The 16,811-nt window shown below is 65.9% G+C and carries 16 protein-coding genes and 1 tRNA gene; 6 read left to right on the top strand and 11 right to left on the bottom strand.

Annotated elements, in window-relative coordinates; translation table 11 throughout:
* Positions 1 to 67: 67 nt before the first annotated feature.
* Together ABFX56_RS01445 and ABFX56_RS01440 are read right to left on the bottom strand one after the other, a co-directional pair.
* On the bottom strand, positions 68 to 757 hold the full coding sequence (locus ABFX56_RS01445; protein ID WP_346233116.1) for an ABC transporter ATP-binding protein: 690 nt from the start codon (positions 755 to 757) through the stop codon (positions 68 to 70).
* 101 nt (positions 758 to 858) lie between these two features.
* Entirely contained in the window at positions 859 to 1,461 is a 603-nt protein-coding gene (locus ABFX56_RS01440) for a PadR family transcriptional regulator (RefSeq protein ID WP_346231498.1), read from the bottom strand.
* Between the two features lie 222 nt (positions 1,462 to 1,683).
* Between ABFX56_RS01440 and ABFX56_RS01435 the strand changes: the two genes are divergently transcribed.
* The gene (locus ABFX56_RS01435) at positions 1,684 to 2,187 is read left to right on the top strand and encodes a DUF3145 domain-containing protein (protein ID WP_346231497.1); all 504 of its coding nucleotides are present in this window, start codon (positions 1,684 to 1,686) and stop codon (positions 2,185 to 2,187) included.
* 76 nt (positions 2,188 to 2,263) lie between these two features.
* On the opposite strand, the gene ABFX56_RS01430 is transcribed toward ABFX56_RS01435, so the two are convergent.
* From ABFX56_RS01430 to aceE, 7 genes are all read right to left on the bottom strand, one after another.
* Positions 2,264 to 3,472 carry a glycosyltransferase family 4 protein gene (locus ABFX56_RS01430; RefSeq protein ID WP_346231496.1) on the bottom strand — a complete coding sequence of 403 codons (1,209 nt, stop codon included), beginning with the start codon at positions 3,470 to 3,472 and terminating at the stop codon, positions 2,264 to 2,266.
* A gap of 11 nt (positions 3,473 to 3,483) precedes the next feature.
* Complete coding sequence (locus tag ABFX56_RS01425; protein ID WP_346231495.1) at positions 3,484 to 4,719, bottom strand: beta-ketoacyl-[acyl-carrier-protein] synthase family protein; 1,236 nt, start codon at positions 4,717 to 4,719, stop codon at positions 3,484 to 3,486.
* Between the two features lie 87 nt (positions 4,720 to 4,806).
* Positions 4,807 to 5,055: an acyl carrier protein gene (locus ABFX56_RS01420; protein WP_346231494.1), complete on the bottom strand. Its 249-nt coding sequence runs from the start codon at positions 5,053 to 5,055 to the stop codon at positions 4,807 to 4,809.
* Between the two features lie 40 nt (positions 5,056 to 5,095).
* Positions 5,096 to 6,100 carry a beta-ketoacyl-ACP synthase III gene (locus ABFX56_RS01415; protein WP_346231493.1) on the bottom strand — a complete coding sequence of 335 codons (1,005 nt, stop codon included), beginning with the start codon at positions 6,098 to 6,100 and terminating at the stop codon, positions 5,096 to 5,098.
* Positions 6,100 to 7,017 (bottom strand): ACP S-malonyltransferase, encoded by a 918-nt coding sequence (locus ABFX56_RS01410; RefSeq protein ID WP_346231492.1) that lies wholly within the window; start codon positions 7,015 to 7,017, stop codon positions 6,100 to 6,102. The genes ABFX56_RS01415 and ABFX56_RS01410 overlap by 1 nt, the downstream gene beginning before the upstream one ends.
* Positions 7,018 to 7,176: 159 nt before the next feature.
* Positions 7,177 to 8,373: a PucR family transcriptional regulator gene (locus tag ABFX56_RS01405; protein WP_346231491.1), complete on the bottom strand. Its 1,197-nt coding sequence runs from the start codon at positions 8,371 to 8,373 to the stop codon at positions 7,177 to 7,179.
* A gap of 22 nt (positions 8,374 to 8,395) precedes the next feature.
* Positions 8,396 to 11,185 carry a pyruvate dehydrogenase (acetyl-transferring), homodimeric type gene (gene aceE, locus ABFX56_RS01400; RefSeq protein WP_346231490.1) on the bottom strand — a complete coding sequence of 930 codons (2,790 nt, stop codon included), beginning with the start codon at positions 11,183 to 11,185 and terminating at the stop codon, positions 8,396 to 8,398.
* Between the two features lie 211 nt (positions 11,186 to 11,396).
* Between aceE and ABFX56_RS01395 the strand changes: the two genes are divergently transcribed.
* The 4 genes from ABFX56_RS01395 (at position 11,397) to ABFX56_RS01380 (ending at position 15,495) form a co-directional block, all read left to right on the top strand.
* Positions 11,397 to 14,423, top strand: a complete 3,027-nt coding sequence (locus ABFX56_RS01395; protein WP_346231489.1) for an alpha-mannosidase — start codon at positions 11,397 to 11,399, stop codon at positions 14,421 to 14,423.
* Positions 14,424 to 14,477: 54 nt separating this feature from the next.
* Positions 14,478 to 14,550, top strand: a tRNA-Val gene (locus ABFX56_RS01390).
* A 60-nt stretch (positions 14,551 to 14,610) separates the two neighbouring features.
* A complete protein-coding gene (locus tag ABFX56_RS01385; RefSeq protein WP_346231488.1) occupies positions 14,611 to 15,216 on the top strand; it encodes a DinB family protein in 606 nt (201 codons plus the stop codon).
* Between the two features lie 60 nt (positions 15,217 to 15,276).
* Positions 15,277 to 15,495 carry a hypothetical protein gene (locus tag ABFX56_RS01380; RefSeq protein ID WP_346231487.1) on the top strand — a complete coding sequence of 73 codons (219 nt, stop codon included), beginning with the start codon at positions 15,277 to 15,279 and terminating at the stop codon, positions 15,493 to 15,495.
* Between the two features lie 32 nt (positions 15,496 to 15,527).
* On the opposite strand, the gene ABFX56_RS01375 is transcribed toward ABFX56_RS01380, so the two are convergent.
* Both ABFX56_RS01375 and ABFX56_RS01370 read right to left on the bottom strand, forming a co-directional pair.
* Positions 15,528 to 15,968 carry a VOC family protein gene (locus tag ABFX56_RS01375; protein ID WP_346231486.1) on the bottom strand — a complete coding sequence of 147 codons (441 nt, stop codon included), beginning with the start codon at positions 15,966 to 15,968 and terminating at the stop codon, positions 15,528 to 15,530.
* Between the two features lie 2 nt (positions 15,969 to 15,970).
* A complete protein-coding gene (locus ABFX56_RS01370; RefSeq protein ID WP_346231485.1) occupies positions 15,971 to 16,156 on the bottom strand; it encodes a hypothetical protein in 186 nt (61 codons plus the stop codon).
* 142 nt (positions 16,157 to 16,298) lie between these two features.
* On the opposite strand from ABFX56_RS01370, the gene ABFX56_RS01365 reads away from it, so the two are divergent.
* Complete coding sequence (locus ABFX56_RS01365) at positions 16,299 to 16,802, top strand: hypothetical protein (RefSeq protein ID WP_346231484.1); 504 nt, start codon at positions 16,299 to 16,301, stop codon at positions 16,800 to 16,802.
* Positions 16,803 to 16,811: the final 9 nt, after the last annotated feature.

Below are 16,811 nucleotides of genomic sequence, written 5' to 3'. Positions count from 1 at the left end.
TCTCGACCAGCTCGGCCACCGGAGTCGCCGGCCTCGTGCGCCGCGTGACCGCGGCGGTACCGCGATTTCATGCGCCCGAGGCGGGGATCAGGAGTTGGTCCACCCTCGGCGCGGTGCTCTCGTCGATGATGCGACCGTCGCGCAGGAACACGATCCGGTCCGCCCAGGCGGCATGCCGGGCGTCGTGAGTGACCAGGATCCCACCGGCGCCATGATCGACACGACCGCGCAGCATCCGCAACACCACCTCGCCGGTGTTGCTGTCCAGCGCCCCGGTCGGCTCGTCGGCCAGGATCAGTCGGCGGGAACCGACGATGGCGCGGGCAATGGCCACGCGCTGCTGCTGGCCGCCGGAGAGGTCGTCGGGGAACCGGTCGGCTCGATCGGCCAGTTCGACAGCCCGGAGCGCATCCAGGCCGATGGAGCGCGCCTTGCGGCGTTTCCAGCCGTCCAGTTCGAGGGGCAGGGTGACGTTCTCCAGCGCGGTGAGCGCCGGGATGAGGTTGAAGTCCTGGAACACGAAGCCGAGGGTGCGCCGGCGCAGCGCCGCGACACCGGACAGGGACATGGTGGAGAGCCACTCGCCTTCCACGATCACCTCGCCGCTGGTCGGCGTGGTCAGGCCGCCGGCGATGGTGAGCAGGGTCGACTTGCCGGATCCAGAGGCGCCCATAATGGCGACCAGCTCGCCGGCGTGCACCTCGAGGTCGACGCCGGACAGTGCCGTGATCGCGGTCTCGCCCTTGCCGTACTGCATGGAGACACCGTCGAGGCGGAGGAGGACCCCGGGGTGCGGGGTCTCGATACGCTCGCGCGGGCGCTCGCTGCCCAACCTGCTGGGGGAATTACCCATGTGAGTCATTTCGCCACCGCCTTGGCGGGACGGCCGCGTTTAGGCACCTGGGTGTTCAACGGCAGGGGAGCGGCGAGCCCGGCGGCGGATGCGCGGGCCAGCCGCGCTTCGGAGTGGTCCAGCCAGCGCACCTCGGCCTCGGCGGCAAAGATCAGCGAGTCGACCACCAGCAGCCAGGCCAGGTCCTCGGAGGACTCTGGATCATCCGTGGCGTTCTTGGTCTTGGTCAGCTCCTGCAGGGTGCGCAGTGTCGCGCTGCGTTGCACTTGGATGACATGGCTGATGTCCACGCCGGGCAGGGTGACCGCCACCGCGAGTTTGATCGCCAACTCGTCACGGGTCGCGGTAGAGCGCAGCACGGGGGAACCGAGCCAACCGGCGACCTCGGTGCGGCCGGCGTCGGTGATCTGGTAGTAGATCTGACCATCGGCATCGTGGTCCGCCTTCTCGACCAGCCCGTCGCGTTCCAGCCGGTCCAGAGTGTTGTAGATCTGGCCGACGTTCAACGGCCAGGTCGATCCGGTGCGCCGGTCGAACTCACTGCGGAGTTGGTAGCCGTAACAGGGCCCCTGATCCAGGATGGCGAGCAGACTTTGACGCACCGACATGACGACCTCCGAAACCAGTCACCGGGTATATAGTCACCGAGTATAGACATACACGGCATGTTCCCAGCAAGAGTCCCCGCGTGTCGCAAATCACACACTTGTTATTCACGTGGTATTTCGGTAATAATTCAACTAACGGCTTCGGCCGCACAATTTCATAGGCTATGTAGCTCGTTCCTTCAGGTCGATGGGGAAGTCGCACCTAACTGGAATGGAGTCATCGTGGCTATAGCAACCGCGCGGGGAGTGCTCTACATTCACTCGTCGCCACGTGCACTGTGCCCGCACGTCGAGTGGGCGGCAGGGCGCGCCCTTGAGCGCGCCGTGAACTTTGATTGGGCGAATCAGCCCGTGCTTCCTGGTGCCATGCGCGCCGAGTTTTACTGGGAGGGTCGGCAGGGCAGCGGTGCCGCACTTGCCTCCGCGTTGCGCGGGTGGGAGCACCTGCGTTACGAGGTGACCGAGGATGCCACCCCCGGCAGCGACGGTGGTCGCTGGCTGCACACCCCGGACCTCGGGATCTTCTTCGCGCAGACCGACACCGTGGGCAATGTCGTGATCCCGGAGGATCGCATCCGTTATGCCCTGGAGGTGGCCGGCTCCAACACGTTGGAACTGCATCGGGAGCTACGGCTCGCGCTGGGCCAGGCGTGGGACGACGAATTGGAAGCGTTCCGGCACGCGAGCGACGACAACCAGGTGGTGTGGCTGCACAAGGTGGGTTGACGCCCCGACTGAGTGCACCCAGAGATGGTCTTTCGGCCCAGAGGATCCGCCGCGGCGGGATGCCTCGTCCGGATAGCTATCGTTCGACAGCGTGGCGGGCCGAGCGGTACACCTCGAGGATGTGCTCGACGTAGCGCTCCGGGCTGAATTCGGCCTTCTCGGCTGCTGCACCCCTGGAGAGTTCGAGGAGCAGCGACGGGTCGGATACCAGCGCGACGAGCGCGTCGGCGAGTCCCTCGGCATCCGGGTTCGAAGACAGGAACCCAGAATCGGTGAGTCCTTCGCGCAGCTTCGGGTCGCAATACAGCACGCCACGCTCGCGGCTGACGGCTTCGGCAATCGTCATGGGCTGGTTGTCGAAGCCGAGGGAACTGAGCACCACCGCCGATGCCTCGTCCATCAGATCCAGCACGCGCGAATGCGGCAGCGCACCATGCACCCGCAATCGCGGATGCCCGGCCACGAGTTTGCGCAGCGCGGCGAGCTCGGTGCCGTCGCCGACGAAGTCCACGCTGAAGCCGCCGCCGGTTCTGGCGAGCGCCGCCACGGCCGCCTGCGCGAACAGCAACGGCCGCTTCACCGACTCGCACCGCGCCACCCAGAGGAACCGCGGATGCTGGGCCTGCGCCGCGGACAGCGGCACGGCTGGCCGAGGGGAGGTGGCGATCGGATTCGGTACCACCAGAACGGGGGCGGGCACCCCGGCCGCCTCCAGATCCAGCGCCTGGTGCGCGGAAGGGGAGACGACCGCATCCGCCCGCAGCGCCATGTCCAGCGTGAGGTTGCGCAGGATGTTGTCCTCGGTCCGTTTGGTCAGCCGCAGGCGGGGCAGGGAGCGCCGCGTGGCCAGCCACAGCGCGACCCGCATCACCGGCGTCAACGGCGCCGTGAACGGACTGTCGCTGGCCCAGTAAAACGTGTGGACTGTGTGCACGACCGGAATGCCGAGCCGCTCGGCCGCTGCAGCGGAGGCGTGGGCGAGCCCGAACTCGGTTTGCACGTGCACCACGTCGATCTGTTCTTCCCGGAAATAGTCGGTGAGCAGGCCGATCGTGCGCTCGTCGGCGTGGACCACCGGCAGGTCCACGCCGGGCAGCGTGTACACCGTCTTCAGCCGCAAACCGGATGCCTGTCGCTCCACCGCGGGCCCGCGCCGTCCGCGCCGGGTGGTCACCAACACGACCGTGTGGCCGGCCTCTTCCAACGCAAGCTTCTGCTCGCGGATGGAGGTCTGTGCTCCTCCGACGAAGTCGAGGAAGTAGTCACAAACGATGGCGATCTGCATAGGCGCCTGGGCTAGACACTCCGGAACGCGATGACGGAGTTGTGTCCGCCGAATCCGAACGAGTTGCTGATCGCGAGCAGGCTGCCGTCACCCAGTGGGCGCGGCGCCGTGACGACATCTAACGGAATTGCGGGATCCTGGTCGTCGAGGTTGATCGTAGGCGGTGCCATCCGCTCGTGGATCGCCTTGATCGTGAAGATCGCCTCCAGCGCCCCTGTGCCGCCGAGCAGATGGCCGGTGGCGCCCTTGGTTGCGGAAACTGGAATGGAGTGCAGCCGGTCGCCGAAGATCGCCAACAGCGCGTTGTACTCAGCGATGTCGCCAACCGGCGTGCTCGTGGCGTGCGCATTGATGTGGGCGACGTCGTCGATCGTCGCGCCGGCCTGCTCGATGGCCCCGAGCATGGCGCGGGCAGCCGCGGACCCTTCCGGATCCGGTGCGGTGATGTGATACGCGTCGCTGGTGACCGATCCACCGGCCAGCTCCGCGTAAATGTGTGCACCGCGCGCTATCGCGTGTTCCTCGGTCTCCAGCACGATCGCGCCGCCGCCTTCACCCAGCACGAAGCCGTCGCGGTTGACGTCGTACGGGCGCGAGGCCTTGGTCGGGTCGTCGTTGCGCTTGGACAGCGCCTGCATGGCCGCGAACGCAGCAATGGGCAGCGGGTGGATGGCCGCTTCACTGCCGCCGGCGATGATAATGTCGGCCAGACCGGCCTGAAGATGGTCATAGGCGTTCGTGATCGACTCGGTACCAGATGCGCAGGCCGAGACCACGGTGCGTGCGCCACCGCGCGCCGACAGCGCCATGCTGATGGCGGCCGCCGGGCCGTTCGGCATGAGCATCGGCACGGTCATCGGCAGCACGCGGCGCGGTCCGCGCTCCCGGAGCGCTTCCCAGGCATCCACGAGAGTCCAGATCCCGCCGATGCCCGTGGCCCAGTCCACTGCGATGCGCAGCGGGTCGATCTCGGGGGATCCGGCATCCGCCCACGCCTCGCGCGCCGCGATGAGCGCGAACTGGCTGCTCGGGTCCAGACGTCTGGTTTCGACACGGTCGAGCACATCGGTCGGATGCACCTTGGCCTGCGCGGCGAAGCTCACCGGCAGGTCATACTTTGCCACCCATTCCTGGTCGAGCGTCGAGACACCGGATTGCCCTGCAAGCAGAGCCTTCCAGCTGTCTTCGACGTTGCCGCCAAGCGGGGAACTGGTGCCCAATCCCGTAACGACGATCTTCTTGACCATAAACGACTTCTCCAGTGGATCACGCGGTGCTGTGGCACCGCCTTTGCTGGCGCGGCCCGCGAGGGGGTCTGCCGGGCGCAGCTGCGGTTAGCCCTGCGCCTTGACGATGAACTCGACGGCGTCGCCGACGGTCTTGAGGTTCTTGACCTCGTCATCGGGGATCTTCACGTCGAACTTCTCCTCGGCGTTGACAACAATGGTCATCATCGAGATCGAGTCGATGTCCAGGTCGTCGGTGAAGGACTTGCCCAGTTCGACGGTGTCCGTCGCGATGCCGGTCTCGTCATTGATGAGTTCGGCCAGGCCTGCAAGTACTTCTTCGGTAGACAATGCCATTGTGTTTCTCCTTGGGGTGTCGAAGTGAGCGTGGATAAGTTTACGGTAGGACTACCACCTGGGCGCCGAACACCAGTCCGGCGCCGAAGCCGATCTGGAGCGCGAGGCCGCCGGAGAGTTCCGGATGCTCCTCGAGCAGCCGGTGCGCCGCCAGCGGGATCGAGGCGGATGACGTGTTGCCGGTCGTCTCGATGTCGCGGGCGATGACCACGGAATCCGGCAGCTTGAGCAGCTTGGCGAACTCGTCGATGATGCGCATGTTCGCCTGGTGCGGGATGAACGCAGCAAGGTCGGCTCCGGTGACGCCGGCCGCCTCCAGGGCGCGGGCTGCGACCTTGGCCATACCCCAGACGGCCCAGCGGAAGACCGTCTGGCCTTCCTGTCGGAGGGTGGGCCATTCCGCCTTGCCGTCTCGGAAGTCGACGAGCGTGGCATTCATGCCGACGGCATCCGCTTTGGAACCGTCCGAGCCCCACACCGTGGGGGAGATGCCTGGGGTCTCGCTGGGACCGACCACGGCCGCGCCGGCGCCGTCCCCGAGCAGGAAGGAGATGGTGCGGTCGGTCGGATCGACGACATCGGAGAGTTTCTCGGCGCCGATCACCAGCGCGTAGTGGGCAGCTCCGCTGCGGATCAACGCATCCGCTTGCGCGATCGCGTAGCTGTAACCGGCGCACGCGGCGTTGACGTCATATGCCGCTGCGGGATTGGATCCGACCGCGTCGGCGACCACGGCAGCCATCGACGGCGTCTGCTGCACGTTGCTGATGGTGGCACACAGCACGAGGTCGATCTCGTTGGCGGGCACGCCCGACTTCTCGATGGCTTCCAGGGCTGCGGTGGTGGCGAGGTCGACGGCCAGCATGCCGGCGGAGGCACGTTTGCGGGTGATGATTCCGGTACGTTGACGGATCCACTCGTCGCTGGAGTTAATTGGGCCGATGATGTCATCGTTGGTGACGGTGAGGTCGCCGCGCGCCGCTCCGAGACTGTAAATACGCGTGTATTTCGCGCCGGTTGCCTGATTGAGCGTTGGAGTGGTCATCAATTTTCCTCGATCATTGAGATTGCGGCGAGCAGGTCATCAGGTGTTTTCACCGCGACGGTGGGGATGCCCTTCAAGCCGCGCCGGGCGAGGCCGACCAGGGCGCCGGCCGGGGCCACTTCGATGAGCCCGGTGATGCCTGCCTGGGCCATGGCGGCCATGGCCTTGTCCCACCGTACCGGTGAGGACACCTGGCCGACCAGCAGGTCGACGAAGGCGCGTCCATTGTCAACGACGGAGCCGTCGTGATTGGTCCAGATGCGCAGGGTCGGATCGGATGCCGTGACGCCGTCGGCGACCGTGCGGAGATGATCGACAGCGGGACGCATATACCGTGTGTGGAATGCACCGGCGACCTGAAGTGGGATGATCCGGGCACCCGCCGGCGGCTCCGCCTTGAGAGCGTCGAGGGCGTCGACGGCGCCGGCGACTACGATCTGACCGCCACCGTTGAAGTTCGCCGGTTGCAGTCCGAGCCGGTCGAGAAGCGGAAGCAGTTCAACCTCGTCCGCACCGAGCACCGCGCTCATCCCGGTGACCTCTGTTGCTGCCGCGGCGGCCATCGCTTTGCCGCGCTCGCGCACGAAGGCCATCGCATCCGCTTCGGTGAGGATGCCGGCGGCGGCGGCGGCAGTGATCTCACCGACCGAGTGTCCGGCGATACCGCCGATTTTGTCGCGCCGGCCATCATCGAATAGTGCACTCAGCGTGAGCAGGCCGGCCGCGACAATCAGCGGCTGTGCGACTTCGGTGTCACGAATGGTGTCGGCGTCGGAGACCGTGCCGTGTGCGACCAGGTCCATACCAACGCTGTCCGAAATTGCTTCAAGCTGGTTCCGGAAGCGCGATTCGGCGAGCCAGGGGGCGAGGAATCCGGGGGTCTGCGAACCCTGGCCTGGGCATACGACAACAATCACTTTTCCAGTTTCCCAATCGTCGGTGTGGTTTCACTGTGGTGGATGAACCAAGAATCAGCAAATCTTTTGTGCGGGTCGCACAGTAGACGTTCACGGCGGGAGTCGACCGGCAGGGGTCTCGACAAGCTCGACCACCGGGAGCTCGACCACCGGGGCGGGTCAGCGTTTGCGGGAGGCCGGATCCGGTTCGGCGATCGAGCCGATGATGAGCGCCGCCTGCAGGATCAGCGACTCGCGCGCGCCGGTGGCATCCCAGCCGATCACCTCGGACACTCGTTTCAGCCGGTACCGCACGGTATTCGGGTGCACGAACAGCTCGCGGGCGGTCGCCTCGAGGGAGCGGCCGTTGTCCAGGTAGCACCACAGCGTGGAGAGCAGGTCGGTGGAGTGAGCCTGCAGCGGGCGATAGATCCGGGTGATGAGCGTGGCTCGGGCCAGCGGGTCGCCGGCGAGGGCGCGCTCGGGCAGCAGGTCGTCGGCGAGGGTGGGACGCGGCGCGTTGCGCCAGGAGCGGGCGACGGCGAACCCGGCGAGGGCCGCCTTGGCGCTCTTGGACGCGTCCACGAGGCTGGCCACTTCGTGGCCGAGCACCAGGTGACCATCGCCGAAGCCCGGTTCGAGCGCCTTGGCGATGTCGAGGAACGGCAGCAACACGGTGCCCTCCTCTTCGCTGGGATCGCTTGCGGTCGGATGCGCACGGCCGATCACGAGCACAAGCCGGTTGCCCTGCACGCCGATCAGCACATCCGAGTCGAGGTGCCGGGCGGTGCGCCGCAGCATGTCGACGTCGAGCATCTTGGGCGCGGTGCCCACCAGAACCGAGACCTCGCCGTGGCCGTGCCAGCCGAGCGCGGCAATCCGGCTGGGCAGTTCATCGTCGTATTCTCCGCTGAGAATGGAGTCGACCACGAGCGCCTCCAGGCGCGCGTCCCACAACCCGCGCGCCTCGGCGGCGCGGGCGTAGACATCCGCCGCGGCGAAGGCAATCTCCCGCGAATAGAGCAGGATGGCCTCCCGCAGTGCGTTGCCGCGGCCTTTCACGCGGTCTTCGACGACCTCCACCGTCACCTTGATGAGTTGCAGGGTCTGGGTCAAGCTCACCGAACGTAGCAGTTCGCGCGGCGCGGCCCCGAATACGTCGGCGGCGATCCAGGGCGTGGATGACGGGTCGTCGAACCAGTGGATGAACGAGGTGATGCCGGCCTGGGCGACCAGTCCGACTGAGGACCTTCGGCCCGGCGGCATTTCCCCGTACCAGGGGAGGGTGTCGTCGAGTCGCTTGAGGGTGGCCGTGGCCAGCTCCCCGGAGACGGTCTTCAGCCAGGCTAGCGTCTGTTCTTTTGATTTTTCGGGCATAGTTCGTGGGGCGGAGTGCCGCTCAGCTCTCACCGCCGGTGGAGCCGGTCGGTGCGGCGTTGGTGTCTCCGGAGTTGATGTCTTCGGCGTGGTTGTCTTCGGGCTTGATCTCACCGAGCGAGTACTTGTCGATGGCGTGCTGGGGCAGTTGCGAATCGACCTCGCCGCGCGCCACGAGCGCTTCCAAGGTACGCACCACGAGAGACGGCGCGTCGATGTGGAAGTATCGGCGGGCAGCCGCCCGAGTGTCCGAGAAGCCGAAATCGTCGGCTCCCAGCGTGGCGTAGTCGCCGGGAACGAACTGCCGGATCTGGTCGGGCACCGCGTGCATGTAATCGGTGACCGCCACGAAGGGCCCCTGCACGTCGCGGAGCAGGCTGGTCAGGTAGGGCACCTGAGGCGGTTCGTCCGGATGCAGAAAGTTGTGTTCATTGACCGCGAGACCCTCACGACGCAGTTCGGTCCACGAGGTCACCGACCAGACATCCGCGGCCACGCCCCAATCGTCCGCGAGCAGGCGCTGCGCCTCGAGCGCCCACGGCACCGCCACGCCGGAGGCGAGCAGTTGCGCCTTGGGGATGCGCGCGGTCGCTGTCTCTTGAAGGGAGGCGCTCCGCAGCAGATAGATGCCCTTGAGCAGTCCGTCGACATCCAGGCCGTCCGGTTCAGCCGGTTGCGGCATCGGCTCGTTATAGACGGTGAGGTAGTACATCACGTCGGGGTGCGGATGCGTGCCGCCGTACATTCGCTCCAGGCCGGCTCGCACGATGTGCCCCAGCTCGAATCCGTAGGCGGGATCGTACGTGACTACCGACGGGTTGGTGGAGGCCAGCAGCGGCGACTGTCCGTCGGCGTGCTGGAGGCCCTCACCGGTGAGGGTGGTGCGCCCGGCGGTCGCACCGATGATGAACCCGCGGGCCATCTGGTCGGCGGCGGCCCACATGTCGTCCCCGGTGCGTTGGAAGCCGAACATCGAGTAGAAGATGTAGACCGGGATCAGCGGCTCGCCGTGCGTCGAGTAGGACGTGCCGGCGGCGATGAACGCGGCGAATGCGCCGGCCTCGTTGATGCCCACGTGCAGAATCTGTCCCTGCACGCTCTCCTGGTAGGCCAGCAGCAGTTCGCGGTCCACCGAGGTGTAGTGCTGCCCGTTCGGGTTGTAGATCTTGGCGGTGGGGAAGTAGGCGTCCATGCCGAACGTGCGCGCCTCGTCGGGGATGATCGGCACGATCCGGTTGCCGAACTCCTTCGTGCGCAGCAGGTCTTTGAGCAGCCGGGCGAATGCCATTGTGGTGGCGACCTCCTGCTTGCCGCTGCCGCGTTTCACCACCTCGTAGGCGGCATCCTCAGGCAGCGCAACCTGCGTGTACTTGGTTCGACGCTCTGGCAGGTAACCGCCGAGCGCCCGGCGGCGTTCCTGCAGATATTGGATGGCCGGGTCGTTCTCACCCGGGTGGTAGAACGGTGGCCGGTACGGGTCGGCCTCGAGCACCGCATCCGTGATGGGGATGTGCATCGCGTCGCGGAACTGCTTGAGGTTGTCGAGGGTGAGCTTCTTCATCTGATGGGTCGCGTTGCGGCCCTCGAACGACGGACCGAGGCCGTAACCCTTGACGGTCTTGGTGAGGATGACCGTGGGTTGACCTTTGTGCTCGACGGCGGCCTTGAACGCCGCGTAGACCTTGCGGTAGTCGTGGCCGCCGCGTTTGAGTGCCCAGAGCTGGTCGTCGGTGTAGTCCTTGACCAGTTCGAGCGTGCGGGGGTCGCGGCCAAAGAAGTTCTCGCGCACGTAGGCGCCGTTCTCCGCCTTGTAGGTCTGGTAGTCGCCGTCGGGGGTCACGTTCATCAGGTTGACCAGGGCACCGTCAGTGTCGCGGGCGAGCAGGGTGTCCCACTCGCGACCCCAAATCACCTTGATTACATTCCAGCCGGCGCCGCGAAAGAAGCTCTCCAACTCCTGGATGATCTTGCCATTTCCGCGCACCGGGCCGTCCAGGCGTTGCAGGTTGCAGTTGATCACGAAGGTGAGATTGTCGAGGTTGTCGTTCGCGGCCCACTGCAGCGCGCCGCGGCTCTCGACCTCGTCCATTTCGCCGTCACCGAGAAACGCCCAGACGTGACTCTCGGACGCGTCCTTGATGCCGCGGTTGGTCAGGTAACGGTTGGACTGTGCCTGGTAAATCGCGTTCAGCGGGCCGAGGCCCATCGACACGGTGGGGAACTGCCAGAAGTCCGGCATGAGATGTGGATGCGGGTAGGAGGGCAGCCCTCCGCTGGGGTGTGACTTCTCCTGCCGGAAGCCGTCGAGCTGGTCCGCGCTGAGCCGGCCTTCGAGGAAGGCCCGCGCGTACATTCCCGGGGAGGCATGACCCTGGTAGAAGATCTGGTCGCCGCCGCCTGGGTGGTCTTGTCCGTGGAAGAAGTGGTTGTTGCCCACCTCGTAGAGGGTGGCCGAGCCGGCGTAGGTGGAGATGTGACCGCCGACGCCGATGCCAGGACGTTGTGCCCGGTGCACCATGACGGCGGCGTTCCACCGTAGCCAGGCGCGGTAGCGTCGCTCGATCTCCTCATCGCCGGGAAAGTCGGGTTCGTTCTCCGGGGGGATGGTGTTGATGTAGTCGGTGGTGGGCACCATGGGCACGCCCAGTTGCAGTTCTTTGGAGCGTTTGAGCAGGCTCAGCATGATCTCGCGGCCACGGCCGCGGCCCTGGGCCGCCACGAGCGCGTCCAGCGATTCCTGCCATTCGGCGGTTTCTTCGGGATCCGTGTCCGCAGGCCGCATCGAATAGGGGTCCTGATCGTTGACCGTCACTCTTCACCTCGTTCTGGTTCGCGGGAAAGACTGCCTGGCGGCGTCGTGGCGCCAGGATGCGGCCGGGAGGCCGATTCCTCAGGGCGCACCAATCCTAGTTGGTGCACTGGACAGAATTGTTTACGGGGCATGATGGGCCAATCAGAACGTAATCTTGCCTCGTCTGCGTGGGCAGCGCAGAGTCGAGGCAGTGCAAGGAGGAGGCGAGCGGATGCATGGGAACAGCACGCCGGTCCTGGCGCGGGCACGGCGCTTCGTGGCCGAACGGCTCACATCCGCTCTCTACCGTGAGCGTGCGCCGCTGGCACTGACCGTCTTCACCGTGCCGGGCGAGCCGGTATCCTTCGTCGAGGCGACGAGGGAGCGTTTCGAGCCGTTCGAGGTGGGGCAGAAGTGGGGGCAACCCTGGGGTACCGTCTGGTTCCACGCGGCCGGCAACATCCCGCTGCACTGGGAGCAGCCCCGCACCAGCATCCAATTGGTCGTCGACCTCGGCTTCACCGACGGCTACCCCGGCTTTCAAGCCGAGGGGCTCGTCTACACCGAGGACGGCACGATCTTGAAGGCGATCGAACCGCGCAATCAGCGGGTCCCGCTCCGGACTCCGGCCGGCGGCGCGGTCCAGTTCTACGTCGAGGCGGCATCCAATCCGAACGTGGCCGGGCACTTCGACTTCAGCTCGACCCTGTTGGGGGAGCGTGACACGGCCGGAACGGCGCCGTTGTATCAGCTACGCCGGTGTGAGCTTGCGCTGCTCGACGTACCGGTGTGGGAGCTGGTGCAGGACTTCCGCACGTTGACCGGATTGGCCGGCGAGCTCGCCGAGCAGCTGCCGCGGCGGGCGGAGATCCTGGTCGCGCTGGAGCGGGCGATGGATGCGATGGATCCGGACGATGTCGCCGGCACCGCGCCGCTGGGCCGGGATCTGCTGGCGGAGGTGCTGTCGAGACCGGCCAGCGCGAGTGCACATCATCTGTACGCGGTCGGGCATGCGCACATCGATTCGGCATGGCTCTGGCCGGTGCGCGAAACCGTTCGGAAGGTGGCGCGCACCTTCTCCAACGTGCTGGAGCTGATCCAGGACACCCCAGGCTTCGTGTTTGCGGCGTCCTCCGCACAGCAATACCAGTGGCTGAAGGAGTTCTATCCGCAACTGTTCGCGCGGGTGAAGCAACAGGTGGCGGCCGGAACGTTCGTGCCGGTTGGCGGGATGTGGGTGGAGGCGGACACCAACCTGCCCGGCGGCGAGGCACTGGTGCGGCAGTTCGTCGAGGGACGCAAGTTCTTTCGCGAAGAATTCGGCATCGAACCGCCCGAGGTGTGGCTGCCGGATTCGTTCGGCTATTCGGCGGCGCTGCCGCAGATCATCGCGGGCACCGGAGCACGCTGGTTCCTCACCCAGAAACTCTCCTGGAACGAGACGAACCGGTTCCCGCACCATACCTTCCTGTGGGAGGGCATCGACGGCACCCGCGTGTTCACCCACTTCCCGCCGGTGGACACCTACGCTGCCGAACTGAGCGCCGCGGAACTCGCGCGCGCCGAACGCCACTATGCGGAGAAGGGCCGCGCGAACTCGTCCCTGGTGCCATTCGGCTGGGGCGACGGCGGCGGTGGGCCGACGCGCGAGATGATTGCCGCCGCGGTACGCGCAGAGAACCTGGAGGGATCGCCGACGGTGGAACTGTCCACTCCGGCTCAGTTCTTCGAGGCGGCGCAGCGGGAATACGAGCATCCGCCGGTGTGGTCCGGGGAGTTGTATCTCGAGTTCCATCGCGGCAGTTACACCTCGCAGGCCGCCACCAAGCGTGGCAACCGGCGCAGTGAGGCGCTGTTGCGGGAGGCCGAACTGTGGGCGACAACGGCGGCGGTGCGGGGGTTGGATGCCTACCCTTACCAGGCGCTGAGCGCTGCGTGGCGCACTGTGCTGCTCAATCAGTTCCACGACATCCTGCCCGGTACCTCGATCGCGTGGGTGCACCGTGAGGCCGAGAGCGCCTACGCGGCGGTGGCCGAGACGTTGGAAGAAGTGATTGCCCGATCGCTGCGCCGCCTCGCCGGCGACGGCGACACCGCACTCGCATTCAACGCCGGCCCGTATCCGCTCGACGGGGTACCGGCGCTCGCCGGTTCAGTGGCGGTTGCTCGGGACGGAGTTACGGTGACCGGATCCGAGGGTGGCTTCCGGCTCGAGAACGAGTTCGTTCGCGTCGCGGTCGACGGGCGCGGGCTGATCACGTCGATCCGCGATCTGGTGACCGACCGCGAGATCGTGCCGCCGGGGGAGGCCGCAAACCTCCTGCAACTCTTCCGCGACGTGCCCACCACCTGGGATGCGTGGAACATCGATGAGCAATACGCGCACGCCAGGACCGACCTGGTCGACGCTGACAGCGTGATGATCGCCGAGGACACCACCGGACGGGCGACCGTCCGCGTCACCCGCTCGTTCGGCTCCTCCTTGGTCGTGCAGGAGGTCGGCCTCAGCGCCGGTTCCACGGCGGTGGACATCGTCACGCGTGTGGAGTGGCACGAGAAGCAGAAGTTGCTGAAGTTGGCGTTTCCCCTGGACATCCATGCCGACCGGGCCGCGTCGGAGATCCAGTTCGGGCACGTGTTCCGGCCCACCCATGCCAACACGTCGTGGGATCAGGCTCGGTTCGAGACCGTCGCCCACCGCTGGGTGCACGTTGGGGAGGCCGGTTACGGCGTTGCGGTCGCCAACGACTGCACCTACGGACATGACATTGCGCGAACGACCCGGCCGCAGGGCGGCACCACGACCACCGTGCGACTTTCGCTGCTACGCGCGCCGCGCTACCCGGATCCGTCGGCCGACCAGGGAGTGCACACCATGGCGGTGTCGGTGCGGGCGGGTGCCGACATCCCGGATGCGATCGCGGAGGGCTATCGTCTCAACCTGCCGGTGCGCCAGACCACCGGCGCCGCCGCCGTCGCGCCGTTGTTCAGGGTCGGCACTCCGGCCGTCGTGATCGAAGCGGTGAAACTGGCGGAGGATCGCAGCGGTGATGTGATTGTGCGCCTCTATGAGGCGTTCGGGTCGCATGCCACAGCGCAGGTCGCCGCCGGGTTCGGCTACGACAGCGCTATCGAGACCGACCTGTTGGAGCGGGCCGTGGCGACGTCGAACCTCCTCGACCGCGGCGACGGGGTGACGGTCGCGCTGCGCCCGTTCCAAATCGTCACGGTGCGCTTTCGCCGGGGAGGGACCAGCTGACGGCGGTCGCGGTCATCGTCGGTTAGCATGTTGGATGCCGCAACTTGCGTGTGCGGGCCTTTAGCTCAGTTGGTAGAGCGCCACGTTTACACCGTGGATGTCATCGGTTCGAACCCGGTAGGGCCCACTGTCTCCTCGTTGAGGTTTCGGTTTGCCTCCACCCGTTAGCGGCATCAAGCTAGTGCACATGAACGACGATGTAAAAGCGGATCTGTGCCGGTATTTGCAGGAGGGTCGTGACGCAATTGTGTGGAAGCTCGCGAACCTGTCTGAGTACGACGTGCGCCGCCCGTTGACTCCCACCGGTACGAACCTTCTCGGGCTGGTCAAGCATCTTGCAGGGGTCGAAGCAGAATATTTTGGCGTGGTCTTCGACCGGCCTTTCGCCGAGGATCTGCCATGGCTTTCGCCGGATGCCGAGCCGAATGAGGACATGTGGGCGCGGCCAGATCAGTCCCGCGACGCGATCGTCGGCCTGTATCGTCGGGTGTGGGCGCATGCCGACGCGACAATTGGCTTGCTACCCCTTGATGCGCTCGGTCACGTGCCGTGGTGGCGGACAGCGAGCAACCCGGTCAGCCTCAGCCGCATCCTGGTTCACGTGACCGCCGAGACGCACCGGCATGCCGGTCATGCGGACATCGTGCGCGAATTGGTCGACGGCAGCGTCGGACACCGGGACGGCTACGACAACATGCCTGCCGGGGACCAAACGTGGTGGCAAGATTACCGAGATCATCTGGAGTCGGTCGCCCGAGGTTGTCGAGGTTCAGACCCAACCGAGCACAGCTGACGGGCTTCCGCACTTGGTCCCGGCAGTTCCAATCGAGTCAGATTAGGTAAGTTGGCCATCATGAACAGCAGTGTCGGGCGCATCGCCATGATCGTCGTGGGTGGGATCGCTGTGATCATCGGCGGGGTATTCGCCGGGCAGGGAATGAATCTGATCCCGGGAAGTTTCATGACCGGTAACCGGATGTGGCTCTACATCGGGCTGACCGTTGCGGTCGTCGGCGTAATCCTGGTGGTACTCGGACTCCGTCGGCCGAGGGCCGGCCGCCCGAACAGATAGGGTCAACTGGCGGGGTTCGCCTGCGGCTGGAGTTAACCGATCCGTTCTGCCAGCGACACGATGATTCCTTCCGGTCCGCGCACGTAGGCCATGCGCCAGACGTGCTCGTATTGACCGACCCCGCCAACCAGGCCGTAGCCGTCCGCGGCCAGCTGTTCGACGGCTGTTTGCAAGTCGTCCACCTCGAACGCCACATTGCGCAGTCCCAGTTCGGTGGACATCGCAGCCGGTGACCCCGGCTCGTGGTCGGGTCGCACGAAGCTTGACAACTCGACCCCGGCGCCGCCGTCCGTCGGCCTGAGCATGACGATCTCGCTGCGGGAGTCGGCGATGCCGATGACGGTGTCCACGAATTCGCCCTCCATGAACATCCGGCCCTCGACCTCGAGACCCAGACTGACGAAGAACGCTGTTGCTTTGTCAAGGTCAGCAACGGTGATACCGACGTGATCGAAGCGTCGCACGGGTGACATGGTCAGATCTTTCGTACCCGCGGGCGGCGCGGTGCCGGAGAGGCCGGAAGAATTGCTGTGGCGATCACAGCCAGAACCCCCAAGACGGTCAGTTCTCCCTGTGCGGGAACCCGCACGGGCAAGAACACCGACCCCAGCAAGAGAACCAGCAGTAGCGCAGCCAGCGCGAACGACGTCAGGCGAGGCATCCGGGCTCCTTTTTCTGGATCATATGTGACGCGTTCGGGTCGGGACAGTCCCCGAAGGCCAAGAAAGGTTCGCGTTGCTTCTCATACTCGCGCTAGCTTGAAAGCGGAAGCTTTGTCAGCATCGGTCAACAGAGAGAGATTCATGACTTCTCGGAAGTGGTGGTTCTGCCTGGCTGTACCCGTTCTGTTGACGCTCAGCGCGTGTTCCGCCCCTGGAGGAGCCAGCGAGGCCGCATCGTCTACCGAAGGAGCGATCGAGCTGGCGGTATCTGAGACGTGCATTGAGGCGTCGGACCCGCAGTGCGTCTCGGTCAATGGTCAGAATGTGGCGCTCCCAGCCGCATATCAACGAGTCGGCGTTACAGATGCCGCTGCCGCCGAAGGCGGGGGACAGCATGCCGTTGACGTGACGTTGACCCACGATGGGGCGGCGGTCCTCCACTCTCTGACGAAGAAAGCCGCCCAAGCCGGACAAGCGGCGCGCTTGGTCATCAAGATCGGCGACGAGATACGGGGTGCCGTCGTGGTGATGCAGGCTTTGGAGGGCGACCAACTGCAGATCGCACTTTCACCAGACGACAACGCTCAGGAGGTAGTGCAGCAGATTCAGGGGACTGAGGTTACCGCAATCGATGCCGAGCGATAGCTTTCCGGA

It is taken from the genome of Parafrigoribacterium mesophilum, assembly GCF_039652555.1.
Lineage (GTDB): Bacteria > Actinomycetota > Actinomycetes > Actinomycetales > Microbacteriaceae > Parafrigoribacterium > Parafrigoribacterium mesophilum.
The sequence above is the reverse complement of the archived record's forward strand: the minus strand, read 5'-3'. Positions and strand labels throughout refer to the sequence as shown.

Coding starts and splice junctions, on each gene's coding strand:
- ABFX56_RS01445 (WP_346233116.1), bottom strand. CDS start 757: ATGCAGTACGGCAAGGGCGAGACCGCGATCACGGCACTGTCCGGCGTC.
- ABFX56_RS01440 (WP_346231498.1), bottom strand. CDS start 1,461: ATGTCGGTGCGTCAAAGTCTGCTCGCCATCCTGGATCAGGGGCCCTGT.
- ABFX56_RS01430 (WP_346231496.1), bottom strand. CDS start 3,472: ATGCAGATCGCCATCGTTTGTGACTACTTCCTCGACTTCGTCGGAGGA.
- ABFX56_RS01425 (WP_346231495.1), bottom strand. CDS start 4,719: ATGGTCAAGAAGATCGTCGTTACGGGATTGGGCACCAGTTCCCCGCTT.
- ABFX56_RS01420 (WP_346231494.1), bottom strand. CDS start 5,055: ATGGCATTGTCTACCGAAGAAGTACTTGCAGGCCTGGCCGAACTCATC.
- ABFX56_RS01415 (WP_346231493.1), bottom strand. CDS start 6,100: ATGACCACTCCAACGCTCAATCAGGCAACCGGCGCGAAATACACGCGT.
- ABFX56_RS01405 (WP_346231491.1), bottom strand. CDS start 8,373: ATGCCCGAAAAATCAAAAGAACAGACGCTAGCCTGGCTGAAGACCGTC.
- ABFX56_RS01395 (WP_346231489.1), top strand. CDS start 11,397: ATGCATGGGAACAGCACGCCGGTCCTGGCGCGGGCACGGCGCTTCGTG.
- ABFX56_RS01385 (WP_346231488.1), top strand. CDS start 14,611: ATGAACGACGATGTAAAAGCGGATCTGTGCCGGTATTTGCAGGAGGGT.
- ABFX56_RS01380 (WP_346231487.1), top strand. CDS start 15,277: ATGAACAGCAGTGTCGGGCGCATCGCCATGATCGTCGTGGGTGGGATC.
- ABFX56_RS01375 (WP_346231486.1), bottom strand. CDS start 15,968: ATGTCACCCGTGCGACGCTTCGATCACGTCGGTATCACCGTTGCTGAC.
- ABFX56_RS01370 (WP_346231485.1), bottom strand. CDS start 16,156: ATGCCTCGCCTGACGTCGTTCGCGCTGGCTGCGCTACTGCTGGTTCTC.
- ABFX56_RS01365 (WP_346231484.1), top strand. CDS start 16,299: ATGACTTCTCGGAAGTGGTGGTTCTGCCTGGCTGTACCCGTTCTGTTG.